Raw genomic sequence first — 24,827 nt, forward strand, 5'->3', positions numbered from 1 at the left:
TCGGTACCCGCCCCCCGGACCCAGATGTCCGTCGAGATCGCCGAGCAGCCGGACGCGCTGGCGGCGACGTTCGAGCACGTCCTGCCACTGCGGGACCAGATCACCCGGCTGGCCGCCGGGCGCCGCAACGTGCTGTTCGTGGCCCGCGGCTCGTCGGACAACGCGTGTGTGTACGGGCGCTACCTGACCGAGATCCACGCCGGCCGCCAGGCGTCCCTGGCCGCGCCTTCGGTCGCCACCCTGTACGGCGCGAACCTGGACCTGTCGAACACCCTGGTGGTGGCGGTCAGCCAGTCCGGTGCCACCCAGGAGATCGTCGACACGGCGGAATGGGCCAAGCGCAACGGCGCCGCCATCGTCGGTATCACCAACCACGCGGACAGCCCGCTGGCCTCGACCGCCGACGTCGCGCTGATCACTCAGGCCGGCCAGGAGCTGGCGGTCCCGGCGACAAAGACCTACACCACGCAGCTGGCCGCGATCACGGTCGCCGTGGACGCGCTGGCCAGCAAGCCGGGCACGCTGGACGCCGATATCGCCCGGGTTCCCGAGGTCGCCGCGAAGGCGCTCGAGCTCGACGTCGAGGTGGCCGCCGCCCTGCTGGCCGGCGCCCACGACGTACTCGCGAGTGGTCGCGGTCTGACCTTCGGTACGACGCTGGAGGTGGCGCTCAAGCTCGAGGAGACCTGCCTGCAGCCGGTGCGCGGCCTGTCCTACGCCGACCTGAAGCACGGCCCGATCGCGGTGGTCGACTCCGACCTCGTCACGATCCTGGTCGCCGCTCCGAGCGGTCCGGCCCTGCCCGGCCTGATCGATCTGGCCGGCCTGGTCCGGGAGAAGGGCAGCAAGATCCTCGGCATCGGCGGCGACGCCGCGTTCGCCAGTGGCTGCGATGTCGCGCTGCCCGGCCCGGACTTGCCCGAGACGCTCGCACCGCTGACGCTGATTATCCCGGCGCAGCTCACGATCGAGGCCCTCGCCCGCAAACTCGGCCTGGACCCCGACGCGCCCCGCGGCCTGCGCAAGGTCACCCAGACCGACTGATCCACCCAAGCTCCACCGAACCGGCCGCTCACATCCCGTGCGCGGCCGGTTCGGCTCTTTTCTGTCGCGAGTGGTCGCGACAGAAAAGGTGGGATGCCCGGTTGATCGCGCTGGTCTTCGCGGCCGGTGACGAATACCTGGATAGCGACGCGGTCTTCGGGGTAGAAGCCTCGCTGATCGACCTGGTACTCGCCACCGACGAGGAGTGCGCCCGATGACCGCGTACGACACCGAGGTGCTGATCGTCGGCAGTGGACCGGCCGGTGGAGCCGCCGCCCTGTTCCTGTCGACGTACGGCATCGACACCATCGTCTTGAACCGCTATCGCTGGACCGCGAACACCCCGCGCTCCCACATCACCAACCAGCGCACGATCGAGCTGATGCGCGACATGGGCATCGAGGCGGAGGTCACCGGCAAAGGCACCGCACACGAACTGATGGGCGAAACCGCCTTCTGCACCAGCCTCGCCGGGGAGGAGATCGGCCGGATCCGCACCTGGGGAACGCATCCACGCCGGCTGGCCGACTACACCGAGGCCTCGCCGACCCTGCCGTGCGATCTGCCACAGACGCTGTTCGAGCCGATTCTGATCAACACGGCCGCAAGCCGTGGCGCGCAGGTCCGGTTCGGCACGGAGTACCTGTCGCTGGAACAGGACGAGGACGGCGTGACCGCGCAGGTTCGCGACCGCCTCACCGGCTCGACGTACAGCATCCGTGCGCGCTATCTGATCGGCGCGGACGGCGGTCGCAGCAAGGTCGCGCAGGACATCGCGCTGCCGATGACCGGCTCGATGGATATCGAGGGCTCGATGAACATCGTCTTCGAGGCCGACCTGTCCAAGTACGTCGCGCATCGCCCGAGCGTTCTGTACTGGGTGTTGCAACCGGGCGCGCAGATCGGCGGGATCGGCGCGGGCCTGGTCCGGATGGTGCGGCCGTGGAACGAATGGCTGATCGTCTGGGGCTACGACATCAGCAAGCCCGCGCCCGAGGTGGACGAGGCGATGGCGACCGAGATCGTGCACAACCTGGTCGGCGACGACACGATCGACGTGAAGCTCACCAGCACGTCCGTGTGGAGCGTCAATCACATGTACGCCGAACAGGCCTCCCGCGGCCGGGTCTTCTGTATGGGCGACGCGATCCACCGGCATCCACCGAGCAACGGCCTCGGGTCGAACACCTCGATCCAGGACGCGTACAACCTGGCCTGGAAACTCGCCCACGTCATTCGTGGCCAGGCCGGCGCGGCGCTGCTCGCGACGTACGACGACGAGCGGGTGCCGATCGCCCAGCAGATCGTGGAACGGTCCAACAAGAGCCGCACCCAGTTCGGCCAGATCTTCCGGGCGCTGGGTATGACGCCGGACGCGCCACCCGGGCGGACGATCGCGTCGCGCAAGGACGATACGCCCGAAGGCGCGGCGCAACGCGAGGAGTTGCGCAAGGCGATCGAGCTCAAGGACTACGAGTTCAACGCGCATGGGGTGGAGCTCGGCCAGCGCTATCGCTCGGACGCCGTACTACCGGACGGCACGCCGGAGCCGTCGTACGACCGGGATCCGGAGCTGTTCTACCACCCGACCACCTGGCCGGGCGCGCGCATTCCGCACTGCTGGCTCAACTCCGACGGCGCCACCGTCAGCACGTTGGACGTGGTGGGCAAGGGGCGATTCGTCCTACTGACCGGGATCGGCGGTGAGTCGTGGAGCAAGGCAGTTCGGGTGGTGTCGGAGGAACTGGGGCTGCCGCTGGACGCGTACGTGATCGGGCCGGGTGGGGATTTGGACGACCTGTACGGCGACTGGTCCCGCGTCAGCGAGATCCCCGATTCCGGCTGCCTCCTGGTCCGCCCGGACGCCCACGTCGCCTGGCGCTCGCCCACCGTCCCGGACGACCCTGCCGCCACGCTCCACCAAGTGCTGACGACCGTGCTCTCGCGCTAGGAGGCCGGTGGCTGCCCCCTAACTTGGCGACGATCGGATCCGTTGTGCCGCTGCGAGGCCACCTGTACCTGACAGGCAGCGGACGAGCGGCACAACGGGTCCGATCGTCGCCAAGTTAGAGGTGTCGCAAAGTTGGGGTGGCTAGGTCGGTGGCGGGACGATGCCGTTGGCGATGGCGTAGGCCACGGCTTCCAGGCGGGAGTGGACGCCGAACTTGTTGAGTACCGACTGGATGTGGGTCCGGACGGTGGTCTTCGAGATGCGGAGCAGGCCCGCCATCGCGTCGGTGGTATGCCCCTGAATCAGCAGATCCAGCACCTCGCGTTCCCGTTTGGTCAGGTAGGTCGCGAGGAACTGGGCGTGGGCCCGGTCCCTGTCGACTCCCAAACCGAGTGCGTCCCGCAGCAGGCTGTCGTCGCAGTAGAGCTCGCCTCCCGCGACCCGGCCGATGGCCCGAACAACGTCGCCGATGCCACGTTCCTTGGAGGCGACACCACTCGCACCGGCGGCCATCGCGAGGCGCAGTACGTCGGGTCCGGTGCGGGCGGTGAGCACAAAGACCTTGACCGACGGTGCGGTCTCACCGATCCGGCGGGTGAACTCGATGCCGTCCGCGTCGGGAAAGCCCAGGTCCATCACGCACAGGTCGACCGTCTGGGCCGCGATCAGTTCCAGCGCGTGGCGGGGGTCCTGAACCACTTCCGCGACGTGATAGCCATGCCCGCGCAGAACCGCCGCGAGCGCCTCCGCGAAGACCCGATGGTCGTCGCAGACGATCACCCGCACACCGTCGGTCGCGGGCTGGCCCGGCCCGGCAGCGACCTGCTCGCTGGGCGCGGTATCAGCTGAGGCGGGCAACGGAGAACGTCACTGTGACGAGGGCGCCACCGAGCGGTGAGGTGCCGACGTGAAGTGAACCGCCGACCGCTTCGACCAGCCGGCGAACGATGACCAGGCCCCGGCTGCTCAGCCCGGGTGGCCCGAGGCCGAAGCCGGGACCGGAATCGCCGATCGAGATGGCCAGTCCGGCGTCGGTCTGCTGCGCGGCCAGTTCGACCGTGCCGTCGGGCCCGGCGGCACGGATCGCGTTCTCCAGCAGGTTGCGCAGCACCCGGCGCAGCGAGACCCGGTCGATGCCGATGCGCCTGGCCCGCACGGGCTCCAGCCGGAGGGTGACCTCGGTGGTCGCGGCCAGTGTCTCGACCAGCTCGGCCAGCACCACGGAGACGTCCGCCGGCTCGGCCGAGTAGTGGTCCTCGCGGATCTGCTGCAGCAGTGCCGTGACCTCGCGAGTCTCGGACTCGATCAGCGTCAGCAGCGTGGTTTGGGCCGTCTCGTCGTTCGCGGCGAGCGCGGCGGCGGTCAGCGCGCGGACCGTGGCCATCTCATGGATCAGGTCGTGCCAGATATCGGTTGATAGCCGGGTCGTCGGTAGTTGCACCACCGGAACCACGGCAACGGCGGACAGGTCGTCACGTCCATGGACGAGCACCCCAGAGCTCACGTCTTCCCCCCACGTCGTCGTAACCCGGTAAGGCTCGCGGCAGTGCGAGCCCTCCCCGCCCGAGTAGGACTGACTAGCTTCTTCAAGTACGGCCAAGGCTCTGCTCCCGACTATCGGGGCAGCAATAACGTCGAGCCGAACTGTAGGTTACCAACAGAACACAGTCTGTCGTCGACTACGTCTCAGCTCGCCTTGCACAGATAAACGCGCTCAGCAGCCCCGCGTTACGCCTGGAATTCCGGCGCGCCGGCCGATCGCCGCCGCCTGGATCGCGTTGCGAGCGCCGAGCTTGGCCATAACCCGCTGCACGTGCGTCCGGGCCGTGCTGTCCGCGATGCCCAGTCGCTGCGCCAGCGCCCTGCGATCGAACCCGCCGACCAGATGCGAGAGTACGTCGCGCTCCCGCTCCGTCAGCGCCCCGACCAAGCCGCGCGCCTCGTCCGCCGCCAGACTCGCCGCCGCAGAACGAACCGCCACATCCGGCGCCGGCTCCCCCAGCACCGACGGGCTCAACCACATGCCACCCGCCGCCACCGTCCGTACAGCGGTCTCGAGATCGGTCAGCGGATCCGAGGCCGAGACCCATCCGAATCCACCGGCACGTACGGCGGGCAGCACCTGCGCCGGGTCGTCCGTGTCCGCGACAAGCAGGACCCGCGCTCGCGGCTGGGTCTCGTGCACCATCCGGACCACTCCGACCGCGGACAACCCGAGACCACGCGGTTCCACCAGGACGACATCCGGGGCCTCGGTCGCGAGCAGCCGGAGGAACTCGTCCAACCGGCTGGCCGTACCGAGCGATCGAACGCCCGCTTGGCTGTCGACGTACGCCGCGACGGCCTCGGCGATCACCCGCAGTGCGTCGCATACCAGCAGCGTCGGGCGGTCCGCCCGGGTCCTCAGCACGGTTGCCGGCCGGCGTGCAGGACCAGCGGCTTGCGCATCGAGCTGAAGCCGAGACGCTTGGCCCGGGCGCAGAACTCGGCCGGGGCCAGGTCGTACTCGACGTGCAGAACCGCCTTACCTGCTTGGCGAAACGCGGCCAGCGACTCACATTCGTCGTACTTCATGCACTCCTCGTTGACGGCGAAGTCGAATGACGGTTCCAGGATCGCGGCTTGTTCCACGTCGTTCTTCAAAGCCACGGAAAGGCCAACCCGATGGGCCAGGGCCGCGATCCGGCGGTTGTACGTGAGCTGGTCGGCCGCGGTCAGCGGGAAGCCCGAATCGTTGCTATAGGCATCAACATTGTCGGGCTCGATCGCGTCGAATCCCTTCGCCCGGCAGGCGCCGAAGCGCGCGGCCATGATCGGCGCGAGCTGATCCCAGCGACGGATGTCGAGCCACCGTTCGCCGGGCCAGCCGTCCAGCGCTTTGCCGAGTAGCGCCGCGGGGAAACGTGCCTTGTCCGGACGGAAGTTCTCGTAGGCGCCAACATTGACATAGCAAATGACCCGGCGGCCACGGCGATGCAGCTCGTCCACCTGGGCCTTCGTGGTCCGCTCGCCATCCACGTCGTACACAGGCACATCGACCGAGAGGTCCAGCGTGCCGTCGAGCTGCCACTGCCACGCCGTTCCCGGGGACGGGCTCCACCGCCGGGGCGTCGCGCTCGACGTCGGCCGCGCGCTCCCAGTCGCGGTGGGCCGCGCACTCGAAGCAGGCGTCGAACCAGGTGTCGAAGCCGGGGTGGGCCGAGGGGCCGCGGTCGGGCTGGCGGTTGGCCCTGGGCTGGGGACCGCGGTCGGCGGCTCATCCGCCGCGCAGCCCGTGAACAGGAACAGCCCGACACACAGCACCAGCTTCAGCACTGGCTAAACCTTGCCAACGGCGATGGCAACCCGGTCCACGGATGCGGCCCGGCCCGGTCGGTGACGAAGGCCAGACCGGCTCCCGCCGCGTCCACCCGGGCCAGCACAGCGTCCAGCTCCTCCACCGGGACGTCGTACACGAGGTGCCAAAGGCGCTCAGGCCCAACCGCCCACGCGGCCGATTCGCCTGTGCCGTCCGAGACCACCGAACCATGCGAGCCGGCCGTGTCCTCGAAGACGCAGGTGACGTCGAACAGGCCGAGCAGTTCGGGACACGGCCGCACGCCGGGATTCGCGACAATGGCGCGGGCTCCGGCCTGGCGCGCGATCGTGGCCAGCATCCGGTTGTAGCCGAGGCCGTCCGGGCCAGGGGCGACCTGGTCGAACATGATGCCGTCGACGTCGTACCGCTCGAGCCAGACGCGGATGTCCGCCGCCACCTGGACGATGCCGCGCTCCGCGTAAGCGGTGTCGACGTACCCGTAGAAGGTGACTCCGCTCGACCGCAAGGCAGCGAGTGCCTCCGGGTAGTACGGGTCGTCCGCTTCGCCTGGGCCGCTGGCGACGTTCACGACCACGAAAGCGATCCGGTCGGCCAGTTCCGCGAGACGTGTCCACTGCGCGGGGTCTTCGGCCGGATGCACGTACCAGGGAATGGCGAGACGGGTCACCGGTGAACCTCCACGGCTGGGAGCCACTGCCAGACCAATACGGTCAGCGTCATGGCCAGGGAACCACAGACGGCCAGATAGCCGATGGCAAGATCGAATGCCGTCAACGGATCGAGAACGACGTACCGCGCGGCGGCGAGAACCACCCCGATCCCGGTGACGAGCAGAACCGGCGCGACCAGGCGGTGAGCCACCAGCAGCAACGCGGCAAGGAAGGACCAGCCGAGCAGGCCGGTGGCGGCGAAGCGCAGCACCGCGATGAAGTCGAGCCGATCCACTGAGGCCACCGCCAGCAGGATCAAGGTCAGGAGCAACGCGAGGTACCAGCCGAAACACCGCAGCAAGGCCGTCTGAACCATCGCGGCGAACTGCTCCGCGGAAGTGGTCGCGCGCAGAGCGAGTTCGGCGCGGCTCCGATAACGGGCCAGCTGCCATTCGGCCACCAGTACGCCACCAACAAGCGGCATCAACGTCAGCCCGATCCCCACGCCGCCGCCGGGAACCAGCAAACCGTCGAGCAACCCCAACGTCAGCAACAACGCGAGGCACGCGCCGTACCCGACATAGAGCCGGCAATCGGCGACAACGCTGCGGGTCACCGGCCGGGCCGCGCGACACCCGTCACGGCACAACACCAGCGCTACCACGAGCGTGGCCAGCACCGAGACGGCGATCACCGGCAAAACAATTGCCTTTGGCAACAACTCGGGCCGAAGCACGTCGGGCAGCGAGACGAGCAGACCCGGGATCAGCACCAGCAGCATCAGTCCCGGTCGCTGGAGTACGACGCCCACGGTCGAGGCCAGCACGAACGCGACCTGCCCGATCGCCACCACCGCGACGTACCGGATCGACGGATCGAACCAGGCCATGATCCCCAGGCCGATCAGAGCCGGGAGGAAGGCCAGGGCGGCGAGATCGCGCATCAGGCGACGGGCCTCGGGATACGAACCGGCGCCGGTCATGGCGTAGCCCGCGTACGCGACGCCCTGGCTGGCCGCCCACCCGTACGCGACGGCGACGAGCAGCAGGATCACCTCGGCGGGCGCGGTACGTTCACCCATGGCCGCGCCGGTCAGCAGCGCGGGCAGAACAAAGACCAGACCGCGTTGCAGCGTCTGGCGTACGTCGATCCGGCCCGCGACCAGAGCCGCACGAACCGGCGCGGGTGCTTCCGCGCGAAGGCCCGCCAGCAGAGACTTCCCCAGGGAGAACACGTCCGGATGGCCGTACCGTTCCTGAGCCGTGCGATCGCTGATGCCGCTCGCCTCCAGCGCGGCGGCCACCTCGTAGGCGTCAACCGGCGGAGCCGAACCCGGCGCTTCGACGAGGTCCACCGCCTGCGGATGCCGTCGGCCGGGGAGCAGGACGCAGTCGGCGCTCATGCCGAGGTCCGTTCCACCGTCGTCACGGCGGCGGTGTAGAGCATCCGGTAGGTGTCGATCGACTTCTCCAACGTGAAGTTGTCGAGCGAACGACGCCGCGCGGCCTGACCGATCCGCCGCCGCAGGTCCGGGTCCAGCAGATAGTCGAGGCAAGCCTCGGCAAACGCGGACGGGTCGCGCGGTGGTACCACCGAACCCGCGCCCGCGACGGCCTCCGCCGTACCGCCGACGTCGGTGGAGACGGTGGCCCGGCCGCACATCATCGCCTCGATCACCGTGTACGGCATGCCCTCGGAGATGCTCGACAGCGCGACCACATGCCCGGCCTCAAAGGCGATCCGGCTCGACGGCACCGGCCCTTCGAGCGTGATGCCGTCGGCCACGCCGAGCCGCTCGGCCAGGGCGAGGCAGCGCTTCTCGTACTCCTCGTTGCCCTCCGGCGTCGGCCCGAACAGCCGCAACACCGTGGTCGGGAGCTGCTCGCGGATCAACGCGTAGGCGCTGATGAGCGTCTCCAGGTCCTTCAACGGATCGACCCGGCCGACCCAGCTGACCGTCGGCACGGCCGGCTCGGCCTCGATCTCGGTGTACCGCTCGGGCTCGACACCGTTGTAGATCGGTACCACCGAGGCCGGGTCGGCGCCGAGCCGGTACTCCCAGCGGGCGTTGAACTTGGCCACCGGTACGACGAAGTCCGCGTTGCGGTACCCCAGTTCGGCCAGTTGCCGGAGGAACCCGAGCACAACCTCTTTCACCGGCGCCGGGTAGGACAGGTCGCGGAAGGCGAGATAGCGCTCACGAATGTGCACGCCGTGTTCCGACATCACCAGCGGCGTTCCGCGGCGCCATTTCTCCGCCAGGCCTACCAGCGTCGGCAGGCCGTTCGCCACGGCGTGGCTCAGGTCGAGGCCCGGACCCAGGTCCACGGTCAACGGCAGTAGCGATCGTTCCACCAGCTCCGCCGCGACGATGGCGTCGTGCACGGTGAGAGTCTGCGGATCCGGCCAGACTTCCAGCAGGTAGCCGACCAGATCGCAGGCACGCAGGGAACGCGAAAAGCCCTTGTTTGTCGCGAGTTTCGCGAGTTCACGCAGGCCCCACTCGAATGTCACCGGCTGGTTCAGCACCGATCCGGCCAGGACGGCCCGGGCGGCGTCTGCCACCCGAGCCTGGTCCCGTCCGCGCCGGGGCGTGACGGCCGGTCCCCAGAGGGGGAACGGCCGCACACCGTCGGCGTTGTCCGGTAGTTCCCAGGTCTGCCGTTCGGTGCCGTTGGCAACCAACGTGAGCAACCGGAACCGGTGCTCGGGCAGACCGCGGATCAACTTGTCACACCACTGGCTGACGCCGCCTTTTACGTAGGGATAGGTCCCTTCGTTGATCAGCGCGACGTCCACCGCACCTCACCGGTCCGCAACGGGCCGACCTTGGCGGGTTCCCGCAGCTCCCGCGGCTGGGCCGGCTGGTTCGTGGTGGTCGTGGTCTTCGCCGTCGTGGCCGGGGCGGTGGTCGTCGGCGCCGGGTAACCCGCCGGCACCTTGAGCTGGAACGACCCACTCAGCAGACCTCCCACGGTCTTGTAGTCCGACCGCTCCCCCGCGTACGCCGTACCGAAGACGGCGCCAGTCGAGCCGAGCAGGCCGACCAGACGGGTGCCCTCCGGCACGGTGACCGGTACGGCGACGGACGAGCTGCTCTGCACGGTGAGCGTCGTTCCGGTCACGTAGGCGGTGACCTTCGACTGGTTCGCCTTCCACGCGATGGCCTGCTGCAGCACGGCCGAGGACTGCTTCATGGTCGGGTGCAGCAGCGGGGTGTTCGCGGCGTAGGCCTGGCCGAACCGCTCAAGCACACCGTCGAGCACCGGGTAGAGGATCCGGTCCTCGGCCAGGTTCGACTGGTGGGCGTAGTGCGGACGCGGGTCGTTGCCGAGCACGTGCCGCAGCGCGATCCGGACTTCGAGCGGCACGATGTAGTCGCGGAAGCCGGTGGTCAGGCTCTGCGGCTTGATACAGGTCGTGGTGGCCGGGTTGTCCTCACAGATGCCACTGCCGCCGTCGGCCCGGCTGGTGTAGATCCAGTTGTACTCGTCCATCTCCTCGGCCTCGGTGGCCACGTTGTAGAAGATGTTCATCGGGTACCGCGGCACGGTGACGGCGTTGCCGATCGACCGCGGCTGCTTCTCCCGCGAGGCGTCCGAGGCGATGTACCGCACGCCTCGATCGTTCAGTGCACCGGCCAGGTTCGGGTTGTCGACGGCCATCTGCGGCAGCGTCTTCAGGCCCGAGTGCTCACCGGTGACCAGCTCGGTCCGGTCCAGCGTGACACCGGCCGACGTGGCCCAGTCGGTGTTCTTCCGGATCTCGGTCGCGATCGTTGCCCGCGGCATGTACTGGATCGCGCCGAGGCTGTTGGTGGCGCACTTCCACGGCACCACGGTGAAGTCCTGCACACAGCCCATGTACGGGTGGGACCAGGTGTGGTTGAGCCAGCGGAACGACGTCTTGTTCGCGCGGTACTTGTCGGTCAGCGCGTCGGTGCCGACGGTGGTCGCCGCGCCTTCGGCGTTGTAGGCCTGGTCGAGCGGCATCTTGGTCCGGTCCTGCCATGCCTTCAGGTAGTCCACGTCGGCCGCGGTCATCCGGATGGGCTGGTTGTCCGGCACCCCGGCCGGACAACCGTCACCCGGCGTGCAGTTGCCGTCGATGCTCCAGCGCAGGTCCTCCAGGAACACGTCGTCGATGTGCGCCGAGAAGTAGTTCCGGTCGTAGCCGAGGTGGATTCCCCGGGTCATCCACGAAATGATGCCGTGGGCAACAAACTGGAACTGCTCCTGATATTCGTTGTACACAAAGGTGATGACGAGCTCCTCACGCCCGTCGACCGTGTACTGCCCGATCAGCGAACCGGTCTCCGCCGTACCGGGGATCGGCGCTCCGACCAGAGTCTTGAAGGCAGCACCCGCCAGCGGGGTGGCCAGATAGCCGTAGCTCTCCGAGATGGCCTTGTCCGCGTCCTCGAACGGCACCGGCCCATCCAGGTACTTCAGGTCGGCCGCTCGCGCCTCGGCCGTGGCCGTCGCGGTGACCCCGTCCAGCGATCCGATGTAGCCGGGGTTGGCCGCGTAGTTCAGCCCGACGCCCGGGTGGGCCCAGGTGGAGGCGTTGACCTGCCGGATCGAGAAGGCCCGCTCGAACGCGTGCAAGGCGGTCAACTCGGCCGCGGTCAGACCGGCCGGTGCCTCGTTCGGCAGCACCACGGCCTGGTACTTGGCCCGGGGCGTCGTACCGATCTTGTCCGACAGGTACGCCGCGGTCACGGTGGGCCGGGTCGCGGAGCCGAGGTCGAGCTCGGTGAACGGCACGCCCGCGGCGCTGAGTTCACTGGCGATGGCCTCGACCGGCGCGCTGCCGTCGTTCACGACCAGCACCTTCAAGTCAATGCGCGGCGTGACCGCGGCCGAGCTGGTCGCCGGGCTGACCGCGGTGGTCACCACCAGCGCGAGCACGACCCCGGCGACCATGCGCCGGACGGACGGACGGGCAATTCTCACTTCTGCTCCCACGGGCTCAGGCGCCGCGGCTCAGGACAAGTCACGGCAGACAACATGCTGTCCGGCCCCGGCGGATCGCGGATCGCGTCGATGCACGAGACCCATCTCCACCATTTGCAGTACGTGGACCACCTCCCGACACCCGGCCCGGACTGGTCCGCACGGACGTTCCGCGCCGGGCGCCGCGGCGAAAGGCTTCGGCCATGACCGTCACGCAGCAGTGGAACCACCCCCGGCCGACCTGGCTGATCACCGGCGGCGCCGGTTACATCGGCGCGCACGTGGTCGAGACGATGGTCCGGGCCGGCCGCCAGGTCGTCGTGGTCGACGACCTCAGCACCGGCTCGGCCGGCCGGCTGCCCGCCGGAGTGGCCCTGGAGACCTGCTCGGTGCTCGACACCGCCACGCTGGCCGCCGTGATGACCCGGTACGACGTGACCGGGGTGATCCACCTCGCGGCGAAGAAGGCCGTCGGCGAATCGGTCGAGCAGCCGCTGTACTACTACGACCAGAACGTCCGGGGCACGGCCAGCCTGCTCGAGGCGATGCGCGCGGTCGACGTACGGCGCCTGGTGTTCTCGTCGAGCGCGGCGGTGTACGGGATTCCCCCGGCGGGCGAGGTCACCGAGGACACTCCAACGGACCCGATCAATCCGTACGGCGCCACGAAGCTCGTGTGCGAGTGGTTGATCCGTGACGCGGCCGCGGCGCAAAACCTGTCCTGGATCAGCCTGAGGTACTTCAACATCGCAGGCGCCGGTCATCCCGCCCTAGGCGATCCAGGCGTCGCGAACTTGCTGCAACTGACCTTGCGGGCCTTGACCCGGGGAATCCGCCCGCAGGTCTACGGCGACGACCACCCGACTCCGGATGGCACCTGCATCCGGGACTACCTACACGTGGCTGACTTGGCGGAGGCACACCTGGCGGCGGTCGAGGCTTTGGCGGCTGACGGGATCGCCCGGACCTACAACGTCGGTACCGGCCTTGGGGCGAGCGTTCTCGACGTACTGGAGACGGCCTCCCGGGTAACCGGCCTGCACGAGCCGTACGAGGTCACACCCCGCCGGGAGATCGACCCCGCGTGCGTAGTGGCCAACCCGGCCCGAATCACCTCGGAACTCGGCTGGCGCGCCCAGCGCACCCTGCACGACATGGTCACCTCCGCCTGGGCCGCCTTCCCCCAGCCGGTCGAGACCCTCGTGGGGTAACCCCCAGTTTTTTTGCGACGATCGGACCCGTTTTGCCGCTCGTCTGCTGCCTGTCAGGTGCGGGCGGCCTCGCAGCGGCAAAACGGGTCCGATCGTCGCAAAAAATTGGTGCGCCAGAAGTTGGGGGTGTAACAGAATGCGCGGTTCCGTGCTCTTGGTGGGTGAGAGGGTCATCCAGCAACGAGAAGGGGACTGATGAGTGTCGATTTGGACGAGTTCAGTGAGTTCGCCTCGGCACGCGGCGCGCAGCTGTTCCGGATGGCCTACCTGCTGGCGGGGAATCGGCACGCCGCCGAGGACCTGACCCAGACCACGCTGGGCAAGCTGTACGCGGCCTGGCCGCACGTTCGCCGGGCCGACAACCCCGTGGCCTACAGCCGCAAGGTGATGATCCGGACCTACGTCGCGGATCGCCGGAAGACCAGCCAGGAACGACCGACGGACGCCCCACCGGCTGACTCCCATTACGACCGGGACAGCGCGTTGCGGCTGACGTTGTTCGCGGCGTTGGCCGAACTGCGCCCACGGGACCGGGCGATCGTTGTACTCCGCTATTGGGAGGACCACAGCGTCGAGGACACCGCGGCGCTGCTCGGCATCAGCGCGGGCGCCGTACGGACTCAGAGCATGCGCGCCCTCGCACGGTTGCGGGAACGACTCGGCAGCGCGGCCAGCCAGTACCGCGAGCTCAGCGGCCTGTGACCACCTCAGAGAGGGGATTCCCCATGAACTTCGAAACCGAACTACGCGATCACATGGACGCTGGTGTGGCCGACGAACCGGTCGACCTGGGCAAGCTGCTTGCCGGCGGTGTGGCTCACGGAAAGAAGCTGGTACGCCGACGGCGGCTCGGGCAGCTTGTCGTGGTGACGGCGGTCCTAGCGACTGTAGGTGGCGTCTTCGCCTACGCCGGCTCCGGGGGCTTCGCTCCGAATGAGTCGGGAGCTGATTTCGCCGGGCCTGTCGCGTCCACCAGCCAGCAAGTGCCGATCACCCCGCAGGCCGCGCTACAGATCCTGCTGGACCAGCTACCTCCTGACGGACGCACGGGCGGCTACCGTGGCGGCGACGCGAGCATCCCGGGTGAGGTTGCTGCTGGTGCTGTCTGGGTTCGCTTCTCCTATACCGACGCGGTGGGCAAGTCTTCGCTCAATCTGCGTGTCGCCCGGCAGAAGCACCAGAACCTCTGCGCGGAGGAATGGGCTCGGGAGCCTGGCAACCACTGCCAGCAGAGCACCTTGGCGGACGGATCGAAGCTCATCGTCATGAAGAACTTCCACGCGCCGGAGAATCATCGGAGGTGGAACGCGATTCTGAGCCGGAAGGACGGCCTGCAGATCGACCTGATGGCGGACAACTCCAGCGAGTGGAAAAGCCAGGGCACCCGGCCCACGCCGCCCCTGTCCCTGGAGCAGCTCACGAAGATCGTGACCAGCCCGCGCTGGCAGGACAGGCTGGACGCGGCGTTCGTGCGGAAGGCGGAGTCCTTGTTCGAGGTGACCCCGGCCCCGCCGACCGCGAAGCCAAGCACGGAGATCCCGTCATCCCCAACGCCCAGTAACTAGAGCGACTGCTTGAAGGTGTGGCGGCGGATCCAGGCGTGCATCGCGATGGCCGCCGCCGCGCTGGCATTGATCGACCTCGTGGATCCGTACTGGGCGATGGACAGTACGGCGGTACAGATGGCGTGGGCCTCTTCGGTGAGACCTGGGCCCTCCTGGCCGAACAGCAGCACGCACGCGGGCGGCAGGTCGTACGTCTCGAGCGGAACCGACCCTGGCAGGTTGTCGATCCCGATCACCGGTAGACCACGCTCAGCGGCGTACGACGCGAGATCGGCGAGCTGCGGGTGGTGCCGGACGTGCTGGTAGCGGTCCGTCACCATCGCGCCGCGGCGGTTCCACTTACGGTTACCGACGATGTGGACCTCCTCGGCCAGGAAGGCGTTCGCCGTACGGACCACCGAGCCGATGTTGAGATCGTGCTGCCAGTTCTCGATCGCGACATGGAACGGATTCCGCCGCGCGTCCAGGTCGGCGACGATCGCGTCCATCCGCCAGTACCGGTACTGGTCCACCACGTTGCGGCGATCACCGTTGGCGAGCAGCTCCGGGTCGTAGCGCGGATCGTCCGGCCAGTCACCCGGCCAGGGTCCGACGCCCACCTCGCTGGGCCCGACCAGGTCCGCCCCGATCAGGTCATTGGGCGGACGGTCATTGTCTCGATTGGCTTCCGGCACGGGTCGAGACGCTACCCTGTGCGCGTGATTGCTCTCGCGGCGATGTTGATGCCCAGCTGGATGGACCCCGAGTACCTGCTGAACGCGCTCGGCGACTGGGCCCTGTGGGGAACCGTCGCGATCATCTTCATCGAGTGCGGTCTGCTGTTCCCGATCCTGCCGGGTGATTCGCTGCTGTTCGCGGTCGGCATGTTCGTCGCGCTCGGCACGATCGGCGTACCGCTGTGGCTGGTCTGCGTGATCCTGACCACGGCCGCGTTCTTCGGCAACGTGTCCGGCTACTACATCGGACGTGCCCTGGGCACTTCGTTGTTCAAGAATCCCGACGCGAAGTTCCTGAAACCGAAGTACCTCGACCAGACCGCCGCGTTCTTCGACAAGTACGGCAACCGCGCCATCGTGATGGCCCGGTTCGTACCGATCGTGCGCACGTTCATCACCGTGACCGCGGGCGCCGGCCGGATGGACCCGCGCCGGTTCTTCTTCTACACCGGCGTCGGCGCGGTGCTCTGGGGCACGGGCGTCACGGTGCTCGGCTACTACCTGGGCCGGATCAAGTTCGTGCACGACAACCTGGAGACGGCGCTGATCCTGATCGTCATCGTCTCGGTGATCCCGATGGTGGTCGAGTTCGCGTTGGCCCGTCGCCGGGACAAGGAACTCAAGGACGCGAACGCCGACGGCCGCGACGACCGCTACGACGAGCCGGAAGAACTGACCGCCCTCTTCGACGCGGCGGCCCACAAACACGACAAGGCCTGACCAGCCGGTCCTTTGCCTTGATCTCAGCCGTCTCCGGCTTTCCGGCGGTTCAGTGGGCGAAGGGGAAGTGCGGGTCAGACCAGACGTAGTCGGCGCTGACCTCGGTGAGGCCGGCGACGCCTACCTCCCCGTACGGCAGGGCGCCGACGATCTGGCCGGCTCCGACCGAACACGCCACCAAAGTGCGCTCCCCCGACTGGTACCAGACCAGAGCGCCCCTTGGTGGTTCCCCCTCGTGCAACAGGTTGTGCTGATTCAGCCAACGCAAGGCGTCCGCTTCGTCCTGCCAACCGCTGTCGTGGGCGTAACCGAAGGCCATCCGCTGAAACTTCAGCGCCCAGCCCTGCCATGCCCCCGATCCGATCCGCTCCAGTTCCCACGCCAGAGCGGCTTCGGCATCGCGTGGATTGGACACTCGGTCCATAGCCCTCGGCTCCACGCATTCCCCCCGCCGTGTTTCGGTCACCCCTACCTCGTCGGCCCCTATCCCCCGCCGACAACCGAGATCCTGCCGAACCCACATACATCCGCCATACATTCCCGCCGCTCTTCGGCATTCATGCCGAAAGGGCGGGTCAGCCGGCGGCGAGGCCTGGGGTGAGGTCGGCCAGCTGGCGGCGGGCCTCGGCGGCTTGTTCGTCCGCGCCGACCAGCTGCCAGACCCGGGCGGCCCGGCTGAGATAGCGACGGGCCGAGTCGAGATGACCGGCCTGCTGATGCGACTGCCCGAGCTGGAACGCCGCCTGGGCCTCGACACTGCGATCTCCGAGCCGGTGCCCCGCCTCGATCGCGTCCAGCAGGGCCTTTCGGGCGGCCGCGTCCTCGCCGAGCGAGACCAGGGCCTTACCGAGCTCGGTCCGGGTGTACGCCGCGCAGTGGTCGTCGCCGATGCCCAGGAAGATCTGCAACGCCGCCCGCAACTGGCGTACGGCCTGATCGTGGCGGCCCTGCTGTTCGCGCAGTTCGGCGATGCGGCGACGGACCTTGGCCTCGCGGTGCGGATCCCCCAGGCGCACGCCGAGCAGGAACGCCTGCGCGAGATGGCGGCCCGCCGTACCGGTGTCGTCGCGGCGCAGGCAGACCGACGCGATGGCGCTGCGGGCGACGGCCTCGCCGTTGGCGTCACCGGCTTCGATGAACGCGGTCATGGCCGTCTCGTACCGGTCGAAGGCCTGGTCCAGCGTGGCCCGTTCGCGCAGGAAGGTGCCGAACCCGACCGAGGCCACGCCATACCCGATCTGGTCACCGACCTGGTCGAACAACGCGAGCGCGTCGGTCAGCGAACGCTCCGCCACCGGCCAGTCGTCGCGGTAGAGCGCGCACTGGCCGATACAGCGCAGCATGATCGCCTGTCCACGTAGATCGCCGCAGGCCCGGGCGCTCGCGAGGCCGATTCGGTGCGACTCGAGCCAGTCATCGAATCCAGCCCGCATGTCGAGGTACGGCGCCCAGGCCGCGGCGATCCGCCAGGCGTGCTCGTGCAGGCCGTTGTGCGCGGCGGCCCGGATCGCCGGGATGAAGCTGTTGCGTTCTTCGTCGAACCAGGTGACGGCTTCGCTCGCGCTCATCGCCAGCGGATCCGGCTTCAGCGGCTGGCTCTCCAGCACGCCGAAATACTCGAATGGCAGGGCCTGCGTGGCCCACCGGCACCGGTCGAGAAAGGCTTCCAGCACGGTGGTCAGGTCGGCCACGGCCATCGCCCGTTCGCCCGGATCGCCGATCTCGGTCGCGTGCAACCGGAGCAGGTCGTGCACGCGGTAGCGCGGGCGGCCGCCCTGGTCCACCGAACTGACCTGCACGAGGTTCGCCTCGATCAGGCGATCCAGGCTGCGCCGGGTGGCCGCGGGCGCCGCCAAGGCCTCCAGCGAACGCCCGGAGAAGTCCCCAACCGCGAGGTGGCCGATCAACCGGTAGAGCCGGGCGTCCTCGGCGCGGAGCGAGTCGTAGCTCAGGTCCGCGCTGGTCCGAACGGCCAGTTCGCCGATGCTCAACTCGTCCAGGCGCTGGGTCTCGTCCTGCAGGCGCCGAGCCAGTTCGGCCGGGGTGAGGTCGGGCCGCTGCGCGAGACGGCTGGCCGCGATCCGGATGGCCAGAGGCAGGTTGCCGCAGGCGGTGAGGATCTCGTCAGCGGCCCTGCTGTCGGAGTCGATCCGGTCCTTGCCCGCCACCCGGCGCAGCAGTTCGCTCGCCTCCTCGTGATCGAGGGTGTCCAGGGCGATCACGTCGGCGCCGGCCAGATCGGTCAACCGCGACCGGCTCGTCACGACCAGGGCCGAAGCACCCGTACCGGGCATCAGCGGCACCACCTGGCTCGCGGCACCAACGTCATCCAGCACGATCAGTACGCGGCGGCTGGCCAGTTCCGAACGCAAGGCGGCCGAACGGCGATCCGGATCCGCCGGCACGGCCGAGTCCGGAATGTCCAGGCTGCGCAGCAGATCGTGCAAGGCGCTCGCCGGGTCCCGTGGCTGGGTGGCGCCGCGCATGTCCAGGTAGATCTGCCCGTCGGGGAAGAACTCCCGAACCAGGTGACCAAGCCGTACGGCGAGCGCGGTCTTGCCGGTTCCGGGCGGTCCCGAGATCACGGCGATCGGCGGCCGAACCGGATCGCGCCCGCAAATGAGGTCGCGCAGCCGGATCAGCTCGTCATTCCGCCCACTGAAGTCGGCAAGGTCCAACGGCAGCTGGCTCGGCACCTGCCTCGGCCCGACGCGCTCGGCCATCGGACCAGGCTGAGGCTCCTCAGGCGGCGGAACCGCCTGCAGGACAGCTGGACGCGCACGCCCGGGTCCACGCTCTGCACGCGCTCCAGCCGCCTGCAGCTCCGGGCCCGGCTCAACCCCGAGGTCCTCGGCTAGCGTCCGCGTGGCCTTCTGGTACGCCGTCCGGGCTTCACCGGACCGGCCAGCGTCTACCAGGGCGTCGATCAACCGGGCCCACAGCTGTTCGTCGTACGGGTCCTCGGTCAGTCGCCCGCTCAGGAGCACCGCAGCGCCGGTCGCGTCGCCGTACTCGAGTCTGAGGTCCAGCAGGGTGTCGACCAGGCTGCGGTACTGCGCGTCGAGCCGGGCGATCGACCCCTCCCAGGCGGAGGCGATGTTCAGGTCCGCCAGCGGTTGGCCGCGCCACAGGTTGTAGGCCCGGGTGAACAACGCCATCGCCTGGCGGCCGTCCCCGACGGCGCGAAGGTGGCCCGCCTCGGCCAGCAAGGACTCGAACAGGCTCGCGTCGAGTTCGTCGACCCCGACCTCGATGCTGTACCCGGAGGCGGAGGTGTCGATCGGCGTCGGCAGGCCCGCCTCCTGCAACACACCGCGTAATGCCCGGACATAGGTGCGGATGTTCGCGGTTGCGGAGCGTGGCGGACTGCCTTCCCAGAGTGCGTCCGCGATCAGGTCCGTGGAGACGAACCGGTTGGGGTGCAACAGCAGCGTGGCCAGCAATTGTCGCGGTTTACTGGCGCGCAGCGGCTGGCCCTGGGCGTGGTGGAGCCGCAAAGGTCCGAGGATCTCGTACCTCAGGCTGTCCACGCGCTGCCCCCAAATCCTCTGGCGATCCGCCCCATGGTGACATCTAGTGACGATGACCGGAAGGTGTTCGGTGCGCGATGTACGCCTCGATGTACGTCCGATGTATCCCCCTCCGGCAGGGTGATCGGCGGTACCGGGGGGAGGGCAGGCCCGGGTGTGACGAGTTACTCGTTACTCCCGGGCCTGAATTGGTGTCTGGTTTTGCTGCCCTTTGAGGCAGAACCGCCTCACGGCGGTAGTGGTCCGTCAGCCGGTGAACGGGGGTTGACCGTCCTGAGGACGGTCTGGACCGGCGGGCGGCCCACCAGCCTGGCCACCGTTCGGCGGGCCGTACGACGGCTGACCCTGCTGCTGGCCTTGCTGGCCGCTGTACTGCTGCTGGGGGTGGCCGCCGTTGGGCGGGCCGTACGACGGGAGGGCCTGCGGGTTCTGCTGGCCCTCGTAGCCCGGCATCTGCGGCTGAACCTGGCCCGACGACGGCTGGCCCGGGCCGACGTGCGGCGGGGCGCTCTCGCCGGCCACGGCGCCGATAGTGCCGAACGACACCTGCGGCACGGACCGCACGGCCGCGTCCTCCACCTCGAAGTAGCCGGCCTTCTCGAACTTGAAGCCGTTCGCGATCAGGTTCGACGGGAAGGCCTCGATGCGAGTGTTGTAGTCACCCACGTTCGCGTTGTAGAACCGGCGCCCGGCGGCGATCCGGTCCTCGGTGTCGGTCAGTTCGCGCTGCAGGTTCAGGAAGTTCTGGTTGGACTGCAGCTGCGGGTAGGCCTCGACCGAGATCATCATCTGGCGCAACGCCCCCGACAGGGCGGTCTCGGCCTGGGCCCGCTGCTCGGGCGCGGCGCCCTGGACGCCTTGCGCCTGCGTACGCAGCCGCGCGACCTCCTCGAACACGTGCCGCTCGTGGGCCGCGAAGGCGCGAACCGTCTCGACCAGGTTCGGGATCAGGTCGTAGCGCCGGTGCAGTTCGACATCGATCTGCCGCCAGGACTCCTGAATCAGGTTCCGCTGCTTGACGAACCGGTTGTACGACGTGATCAGCGCGATCGCGAGAATCACGACAACCGCGACGATCACGATGACGGTGACGACCATGGCCTGCTCCCGAGAGGTAGGGGTGATGCTGCCCCCGACCCTAATGCTCCCCTGGGTCGAACCCGCTCCCGGCGCTCACTCTCGGCTCCCGCTAGGTGGGCCCTAGACCGTCAGCGGCGTGGATCGACGTTCGCGTAGTCGCGCCAGACGTACGGCGGTACGTGGTCCGCGATCTCCGCAAGTAGGTCTAGCCGCCAGAGCGCCTCGGACGGCTCGTGACGGCCCCGGGCCCAGCCGAGCAGGGTGTCGCCGTGAATGCGCCAGGAGAGTTCCCCGCGCTGCAGGAGCAACTCCATCAGACGCGGATGCAGTACGGCGTGCCCGAACCGCTGGTCATCGGCACGGACCCGGAAGGCCTCGTTGAACCGCTCGCTCTCCAGGTCGAAGTCCTCGCCGCCCAAGGCCGCGATGAGGCGGTTCTGCGGTTCCACCATCAGCGGGGGCAAGGCGCCCGGCAGCGGTATCGCGACCACGCCGAAGTTGTGCCTCACCCGGATCAACTGGCTTCTTCGTCCCGAACCGCGAGTGACGTAGGTGTAGTCGAACGCGATGAACGCGCGCCCGTTGCGGTTGCCGGTCTGCACGTTGCGGGCCTCGCGTTCGTACCCATCGTCGAACGGAATCCCGCGCCACCGGTTGACCAGGGCCGGATCCGCCGCGGCGAACGTCCAGCCCTGCGCCTGCGCGAACTGGCTCACCACGCTACGGCGACGGTCGTCCCGCACATGTCTCACGAGCATGGTCAGCGCCACGATGACCACTAACGCGACAAAGCCGTACGCACTTTCCACAGGTGGTTCTCTCCGGGTTCGACCTCGCGGGCGTCGTACGCAAAGCTATGCCGTCAACGGGTTCGCGCCGCCGCGGGGTATGCCGCCTGCCCGTCGCGCAAGAAGGCGAGCAGCGCGCGGCACCTAGCGCGGGTCGACGCCCGCGTAGTCACGCCAGACGTACGGCGGCACCTGGTCGAGCACGTTCTTGAGCAGGTCCAGCCGGCCCAGCACCTGGTTCGGCTGGTGATCGCCACGGCTCCAGCCGATCACGGCGTCGCCGTCCATCCGCCAGCCGATCTCGCCGCGCGCGAGCAACATCTCCATCATCCGCGGATGAACGACCGCATGACCGAAGCGTTCGTCCGGCGCCTTCACCCGGAAGGTCCGGTTGAACTGCTCGCTCTCGAACTGGATATCCCGGAAGCCCAGTGCGTTCGCGACGACGCCACCGAAGATGCCCTCGTGCGTGACCTCCAGGTACGGCAACCGCCCGGGCATGTTCATCACCACCACGCCGTACTCGTGGGTGGTGGTACTGGTTCTGCCCTTCGAGTCCGTACGTCGCGTCTGATAGCTGTAGTCGAACGCCACGAACGACCGGCCGTGGAACGCTCCGGTCACCACGTTGATCGCCTTGCGGTTGCTGCCCTGGTCGAACGGTTCGCCCCGCCACTGTCTGGCCAAGGCCGGGTCGGCCGGGAGATAGGTCCACCCGTTGTAGGCGGCAAACGCCGCGAACGCCTCCCGCCGCTTCTTCGCCTGGTGATGCCCCAGGAAGCCGAGCGCTACGACAAGAACCAGGAAGATGGCGGTGAAGAGCAGGTAAGAACCCTGCATCAGGACAGGTCGAGCTCGTCGAGTCCGAAGGCGTAGCGGTACTGCAGCCCCTCGGCCTCGACCTTCTCCTTCGCCCCGGTCGCGCGGTCCACGATCACCACAACACCCACGATCTCGGCACCGGCCTCGCGCAGCGCCTCGACGGCGGTGAGCACGGATCCACCCGTCGTGGAGGTGTCCTCGACCGCGAGCACGCGACGGCCCTTGACGTCCGGGCCCTCGATCCGGCGCTGCAGGCCGTGCGTCTTCTCGGCCTTGCGAACGACGAAGGCGTCGAGCTTGCGGCCCTGTGCGTTCGCCGCGTAGAGCATCGACAGCGCGACCGGATCGGCGCCCAGGGTGAGGCCACCCACCGCGTCGTACTCCAGATCGGCGGTCAGTTCCAGCAGCACCGGGCCGATCAGCGGCGCGGCCTCGGCGTCCAGGGTGATCCGGCGCAGGTCGACGTAGTAGTCGGCTTCCTTGCCCGAAGCCAGCGTCACCCGGCCCCGCACGATCGCCTTGGTCTTGACCTGCTCCAGCAACGCGTCCCGCTCAACAGTCATGGCCTAGGAGCATATCCGCGCCCAGGGCCCGCCAGTTCCTTGCGTTCCAAGAAGGGCGATGCACGCAAGCGGTCAGCGTTTCTTAACGGTCTTCGCGAGATGACCGAAGGCGACAGAGCGGTCCGGCGAGCGGAACAGGTCCTGACAGGTCGTGAGCGTGATCATGGCCTTGGTGGGCTTCACCGAAGGCTTACCGGGCACGGGCTGCAGGACCCAGCCGGCGGCCGGTTTGACCGTCAGATCGCGCGGCGAGGTGTCCAGCACGTACGTGTAGATCGCATCGCGGGTTTCGACGATTACCTCGTCACCAGCGTTCAATCGCAGTAACTTCCGGAACGGCGATCCGTGCGTGACCCGATGCGCTGCGACGGCGAAATTGCCGATTTCGCCCGGGAGCTGCGTATCCGGGTAGTGCCCGACTCCCTTGGCCAGATCGTCCTCACGAACGCCCTGCACGATCGGCTTCTCCCAGTCGGCACCGAACGCCGGAATCCGCACTAGCGCCACCGGCTGGCCCAACCCGGGTTTGGCCGCTGGTTTCACCTCTGGCTTCCACTGGCGGCGTAGATCGTTCTCGAGCTCTTCCATCGCTTTACCCGAGGTAATGCCCGTGCCGACGTACTGCCAGCCTACCCAGCCCAGTACTGCCAGCCCGGCGACCACGAACACGATCCCGAGCCAGCGCAATCCACCCCGTGACATACCGCCCAGTATCGCCTGGATGTTTCAACGGGACTGCAAAGGCTGTGTAGCACGTGTCGATGGACGCGGGTCGTTGCCTGGCACCACGATGAGCGAAAGGGCGCCACGATGAGCCAAAGGCAAGGATCGACGGACGGGAGAACGCCGTGAAGGCGCTGGTCAAGGCCGAGAGCAAGCCCGGGCTGTGGCTGCAGGACGTGCCCGAGCCCACCGTCGAGGCCGACGAGGTGCTGATCAAGGTCCTTCGCACCGGTTTGTGCGGTACCGACCTGCACATCCAGAACTGGGACGCCTGGGCGCAGAAGAACGTGCCGGTTCCGATGGTCACCGGTCACGAGTTCTGCGGCGAGGTGGTCGAGGTCGGCGCGGGTGTTCGCGATGTGGCCGTCGGTGACCTCGTGAGCGGCGAGGGCCACCTGGTGTGCGGGAAATGCCGTAACTGCCGGGCCGGCCGCCGTCACCTGTGCATCAAGACCCGCGGCCTCGGGGTGCACGTGCCCGGCGCGTTCGCGGAGTACGTCGCGCTGCCGTCGTCCAACGTCTGGGTCCATCGAGACGTCACTGGCACGGTCGACCTGGACGTGGCCGCGATCTTCGACCCGTTCGGCAACGCCGTACACACCGCACTGTCGTTCCCCGTCGTCGGCGAGGACGTCCTGATCACCGGCGCCGGCCCGATCGGCATCATGGCCGCGGCCGTCGCGCTGCACGCGGGCGCGCGCAACGTCGTCATCACCGACCTGTCCGAGTACCGGCTCGACCTGGCTCGCAAGATCGGCGTGACGCACGCGCTCAACGTCGGCGAGCAGAACATCTCGGACGCGCAGCAGAGCCTCGGCATGCGCGAGGGCTTCGACGTCGGCATGGAGATGTCGGGTCAACCCAAGGCGCTGCGCGACATGCTGGCCAACATGAACCACGGCGGCAAGATCGCGATGCTCGGACTGCCGTCGGACGAGATCGCCATCGACTGGGGCACGGTCGTGCTGAACATGCTCACGATCAAGGGCATCTACGGCCGCGAGATGTTCGAGACCTGGTACTCGATGTCGGTGATGCTCGAACGCGGTCTCGACCTCGCGCCGGTGATCACGCACCGTTTCGGCTACGGCGACTTCGAGCAGGCCTTCGACACCGCACGCCTTGGGCAGTGCGGCAAGGTCATCCTGGACTGGACCAATCACACCCTGGAGGAGAAGCACTGATGTTCG

Annotated in this window: 23 protein-coding genes; 7 read left to right on the forward strand and 16 right to left on the reverse strand. The window is 68.3% G+C overall.

Annotated elements, in window-relative coordinates; translation table 11 throughout:
* Positions 1-24 precede the first annotated feature (24 nt).
* Both ACFFGN_RS24170 and ACFFGN_RS24175 read left to right on the forward strand, forming a co-directional pair.
* Complete coding sequence (locus ACFFGN_RS24170; RefSeq protein WP_380051572.1) at positions 25-1,044, forward strand: SIS domain-containing protein; 1,020 nt, start codon at positions 25-27, stop codon at positions 1,042-1,044.
* Between the two features lie 214 nt (positions 1,045-1,258).
* Complete coding sequence (locus ACFFGN_RS24175; RefSeq protein WP_380051574.1) at positions 1,259-2,995, forward strand: FAD-dependent oxidoreductase; 1,737 nt, start codon at positions 1,259-1,261, stop codon at positions 2,993-2,995.
* Positions 2,996-3,136: 141 nt separating this feature from the next.
* On the opposite strand, the gene ACFFGN_RS24180 is transcribed toward ACFFGN_RS24175, so the two are convergent.
* From ACFFGN_RS24180 to ACFFGN_RS24215, 8 genes are all read right to left on the reverse strand, one after another.
* Positions 3,137-3,853, reverse strand: coding sequence for a response regulator (locus tag ACFFGN_RS24180; protein WP_380051576.1), 717 nt, complete (start codon positions 3,851-3,853; stop codon positions 3,137-3,139).
* A complete protein-coding gene (locus ACFFGN_RS24185) occupies positions 3,837-4,499 on the reverse strand; it encodes a sensor histidine kinase (protein WP_380051578.1) in 663 nt (220 codons plus the stop codon). The genes ACFFGN_RS24180 and ACFFGN_RS24185 overlap by 17 nt, the downstream gene beginning before the upstream one ends.
* Before the next feature lie 210 nt (positions 4,500-4,709).
* The gene (locus tag ACFFGN_RS24190) at positions 4,710-5,405 is read right to left on the reverse strand and encodes a response regulator transcription factor (RefSeq protein ID WP_380051580.1); all 696 of its coding nucleotides are present in this window, start codon (positions 5,403-5,405) and stop codon (positions 4,710-4,712) included.
* Positions 5,399-6,310: an endo alpha-1,4 polygalactosaminidase gene (locus ACFFGN_RS24195; protein ID WP_380051582.1), complete on the reverse strand. Its 912-nt coding sequence runs from the start codon at positions 6,308-6,310 to the stop codon at positions 5,399-5,401. The genes ACFFGN_RS24190 and ACFFGN_RS24195 overlap by 7 nt, the downstream gene beginning before the upstream one ends.
* A complete protein-coding gene (locus ACFFGN_RS24200; RefSeq protein ID WP_380051584.1) occupies positions 6,304-6,981 on the reverse strand; it encodes a spherulation-specific family 4 protein in 678 nt (225 codons plus the stop codon). The genes ACFFGN_RS24195 and ACFFGN_RS24200 overlap by 7 nt, the downstream gene beginning before the upstream one ends.
* The gene (locus tag ACFFGN_RS24205) at positions 6,978-8,366 is read right to left on the reverse strand and encodes a hypothetical protein (protein WP_380051586.1); all 1,389 of its coding nucleotides are present in this window, start codon (positions 8,364-8,366) and stop codon (positions 6,978-6,980) included. The genes ACFFGN_RS24200 and ACFFGN_RS24205 overlap by 4 nt, the downstream gene beginning before the upstream one ends.
* On the reverse strand, positions 8,363-9,763 hold the full coding sequence (pelF, locus tag ACFFGN_RS24210) for a GT4 family glycosyltransferase PelF (protein WP_380051588.1): 1,401 nt from the start codon (positions 9,761-9,763) through the stop codon (positions 8,363-8,365). The genes ACFFGN_RS24205 and pelF overlap by 4 nt, the downstream gene beginning before the upstream one ends.
* Positions 9,748-11,919: a hypothetical protein gene (locus ACFFGN_RS24215; RefSeq protein WP_380051590.1), complete on the reverse strand. Its 2,172-nt coding sequence runs from the start codon at positions 11,917-11,919 to the stop codon at positions 9,748-9,750. The genes pelF and ACFFGN_RS24215 overlap by 16 nt, the downstream gene beginning before the upstream one ends.
* Before the next feature lie 203 nt (positions 11,920-12,122).
* Here ACFFGN_RS24215 and galE point away from each other — a divergent pair, with 203 nt between their 5' ends.
* The 3 genes from galE to ACFFGN_RS24230 all read left to right on the forward strand — a co-directional run bounded on the left by galE (position 12,123) and on the right by ACFFGN_RS24230 (position 14,695).
* Entirely contained in the window at positions 12,123-13,130 is a 1,008-nt protein-coding gene (gene galE / locus ACFFGN_RS24220; RefSeq protein ID WP_380051592.1) for a UDP-glucose 4-epimerase GalE, read from the forward strand.
* Positions 13,131-13,325: 195 nt separating this feature from the next.
* A complete protein-coding gene (locus tag ACFFGN_RS24225) occupies positions 13,326-13,832 on the forward strand; it encodes a SigE family RNA polymerase sigma factor (RefSeq protein ID WP_380051594.1) in 507 nt (168 codons plus the stop codon).
* Between the two features lie 23 nt (positions 13,833-13,855).
* Positions 13,856-14,695 (forward strand): hypothetical protein, encoded by an 840-nt coding sequence (locus tag ACFFGN_RS24230; protein WP_380051596.1) that lies wholly within the window; start codon positions 13,856-13,858, stop codon positions 14,693-14,695.
* Here ACFFGN_RS24230 and ACFFGN_RS24235 read toward each other — a convergent pair.
* Positions 14,692-15,369: a TrmH family RNA methyltransferase gene (locus ACFFGN_RS24235; RefSeq protein WP_380051598.1), complete on the reverse strand. Its 678-nt coding sequence runs from the start codon at positions 15,367-15,369 to the stop codon at positions 14,692-14,694. The genes ACFFGN_RS24230 and ACFFGN_RS24235 overlap by 4 nt on opposite strands.
* 24 nt (positions 15,370-15,393) lie before the next feature.
* Between ACFFGN_RS24235 and ACFFGN_RS24240 the strand changes: the two genes are divergently transcribed.
* Complete coding sequence (locus ACFFGN_RS24240; protein ID WP_380051600.1) at positions 15,394-16,131, forward strand: DedA family protein; 738 nt, start codon at positions 15,394-15,396, stop codon at positions 16,129-16,131.
* Positions 16,132-16,180: 49 nt separating this feature from the next.
* On the opposite strand, the gene ACFFGN_RS24245 is transcribed toward ACFFGN_RS24240, so the two are convergent.
* The 7 genes from ACFFGN_RS24245 to ACFFGN_RS24275 all read right to left on the reverse strand — a co-directional run bounded on the left by ACFFGN_RS24245 (position 16,181) and on the right by ACFFGN_RS24275 (position 23,616).
* Positions 16,181-16,555: a hypothetical protein gene (locus ACFFGN_RS24245; protein WP_380051602.1), complete on the reverse strand. Its 375-nt coding sequence runs from the start codon at positions 16,553-16,555 to the stop codon at positions 16,181-16,183.
* Positions 16,556-16,706: 151 nt separating this feature from the next.
* The gene (locus ACFFGN_RS24250) at positions 16,707-19,661 is read right to left on the reverse strand and encodes an AfsR/SARP family transcriptional regulator (RefSeq protein WP_380051604.1); all 2,955 of its coding nucleotides are present in this window, start codon (positions 19,659-19,661) and stop codon (positions 16,707-16,709) included.
* A gap of 246 nt (positions 19,662-19,907) precedes the next feature.
* Positions 19,908-20,759 (reverse strand): LemA family protein, encoded by an 852-nt coding sequence (locus ACFFGN_RS24255; RefSeq protein WP_380051606.1) that lies wholly within the window; start codon positions 20,757-20,759, stop codon positions 19,908-19,910.
* A 110-nt stretch (positions 20,760-20,869) separates the two neighbouring features.
* Complete coding sequence (locus tag ACFFGN_RS24260) at positions 20,870-21,550, reverse strand: hypothetical protein (protein ID WP_380051608.1); 681 nt, start codon at positions 21,548-21,550, stop codon at positions 20,870-20,872.
* A gap of 123 nt (positions 21,551-21,673) precedes the next feature.
* Entirely contained in the window at positions 21,674-22,369 is a 696-nt protein-coding gene (locus tag ACFFGN_RS24265; protein WP_380051610.1) for a type III secretion system chaperone family protein, read from the reverse strand.
* Positions 22,369-22,914, reverse strand: coding sequence for an orotate phosphoribosyltransferase (pyrE, locus tag ACFFGN_RS24270; RefSeq protein ID WP_380051612.1), 546 nt, complete (start codon positions 22,912-22,914; stop codon positions 22,369-22,371). Before pyrE ends, ACFFGN_RS24265 begins: the two co-directional genes overlap by 1 nt.
* 72 nt (positions 22,915-22,986) lie before the next feature.
* Positions 22,987-23,616 (reverse strand): class E sortase, encoded by a 630-nt coding sequence (locus ACFFGN_RS24275; protein ID WP_380051614.1) that lies wholly within the window; start codon positions 23,614-23,616, stop codon positions 22,987-22,989.
* A gap of 146 nt (positions 23,617-23,762) precedes the next feature.
* Between ACFFGN_RS24275 and tdh the strand changes: the two genes are divergently transcribed.
* Positions 23,763-24,821 carry an L-threonine 3-dehydrogenase gene (gene tdh, locus ACFFGN_RS24280; protein WP_380051616.1) on the forward strand — a complete coding sequence of 353 codons (1,059 nt, stop codon included), beginning with the start codon at positions 23,763-23,765 and terminating at the stop codon, positions 24,819-24,821.
* Positions 24,822-24,827: the final 6 nt, after the last annotated feature.

This window comes from Kribbella deserti (genome assembly GCF_042434725.1).
Lineage (GTDB): Bacteria > Actinomycetota > Actinomycetes > Propionibacteriales > Kribbellaceae > Kribbella > Kribbella deserti.

Coding starts and splice junctions, on each gene's coding strand:
- ACFFGN_RS24170 (WP_380051572.1), top strand. CDS start 25: ATGTCCGTCGAGATCGCCGAGCAGCCGGACGCGCTGGCGGCGACGTTC.
- ACFFGN_RS24175 (WP_380051574.1), top strand. CDS start 1,259: ATGACCGCGTACGACACCGAGGTGCTGATCGTCGGCAGTGGACCGGCC.
- ACFFGN_RS24205 (WP_380051586.1), bottom strand. CDS start 8,366: ATGAGCGCCGACTGCGTCCTGCTCCCCGGCCGACGGCATCCGCAGGCG.
- galE (WP_380051592.1), top strand. CDS start 12,123: ATGACCGTCACGCAGCAGTGGAACCACCCCCGGCCGACCTGGCTGATC.
- ACFFGN_RS24225 (WP_380051594.1), top strand. CDS start 13,326: ATGAGTGTCGATTTGGACGAGTTCAGTGAGTTCGCCTCGGCACGCGGC.
- ACFFGN_RS24230 (WP_380051596.1), top strand. CDS start 13,856: ATGAACTTCGAAACCGAACTACGCGATCACATGGACGCTGGTGTGGCC.
- ACFFGN_RS24245 (WP_380051602.1), bottom strand. CDS start 16,555: ATGGACCGAGTGTCCAATCCACGCGATGCCGAAGCCGCTCTGGCGTGG.
- ACFFGN_RS24255 (WP_380051606.1), bottom strand. CDS start 20,759: ATGGTCGTCACCGTCATCGTGATCGTCGCGGTTGTCGTGATTCTCGCG.
- ACFFGN_RS24265 (WP_380051610.1), bottom strand. CDS start 22,369: ATGCAGGGTTCTTACCTGCTCTTCACCGCCATCTTCCTGGTTCTTGTC.
- pyrE (WP_380051612.1), bottom strand. CDS start 22,914: ATGACTGTTGAGCGGGACGCGTTGCTGGAGCAGGTCAAGACCAAGGCG.
- ACFFGN_RS24275 (WP_380051614.1), bottom strand. CDS start 23,616: ATGTCACGGGGTGGATTGCGCTGGCTCGGGATCGTGTTCGTGGTCGCC.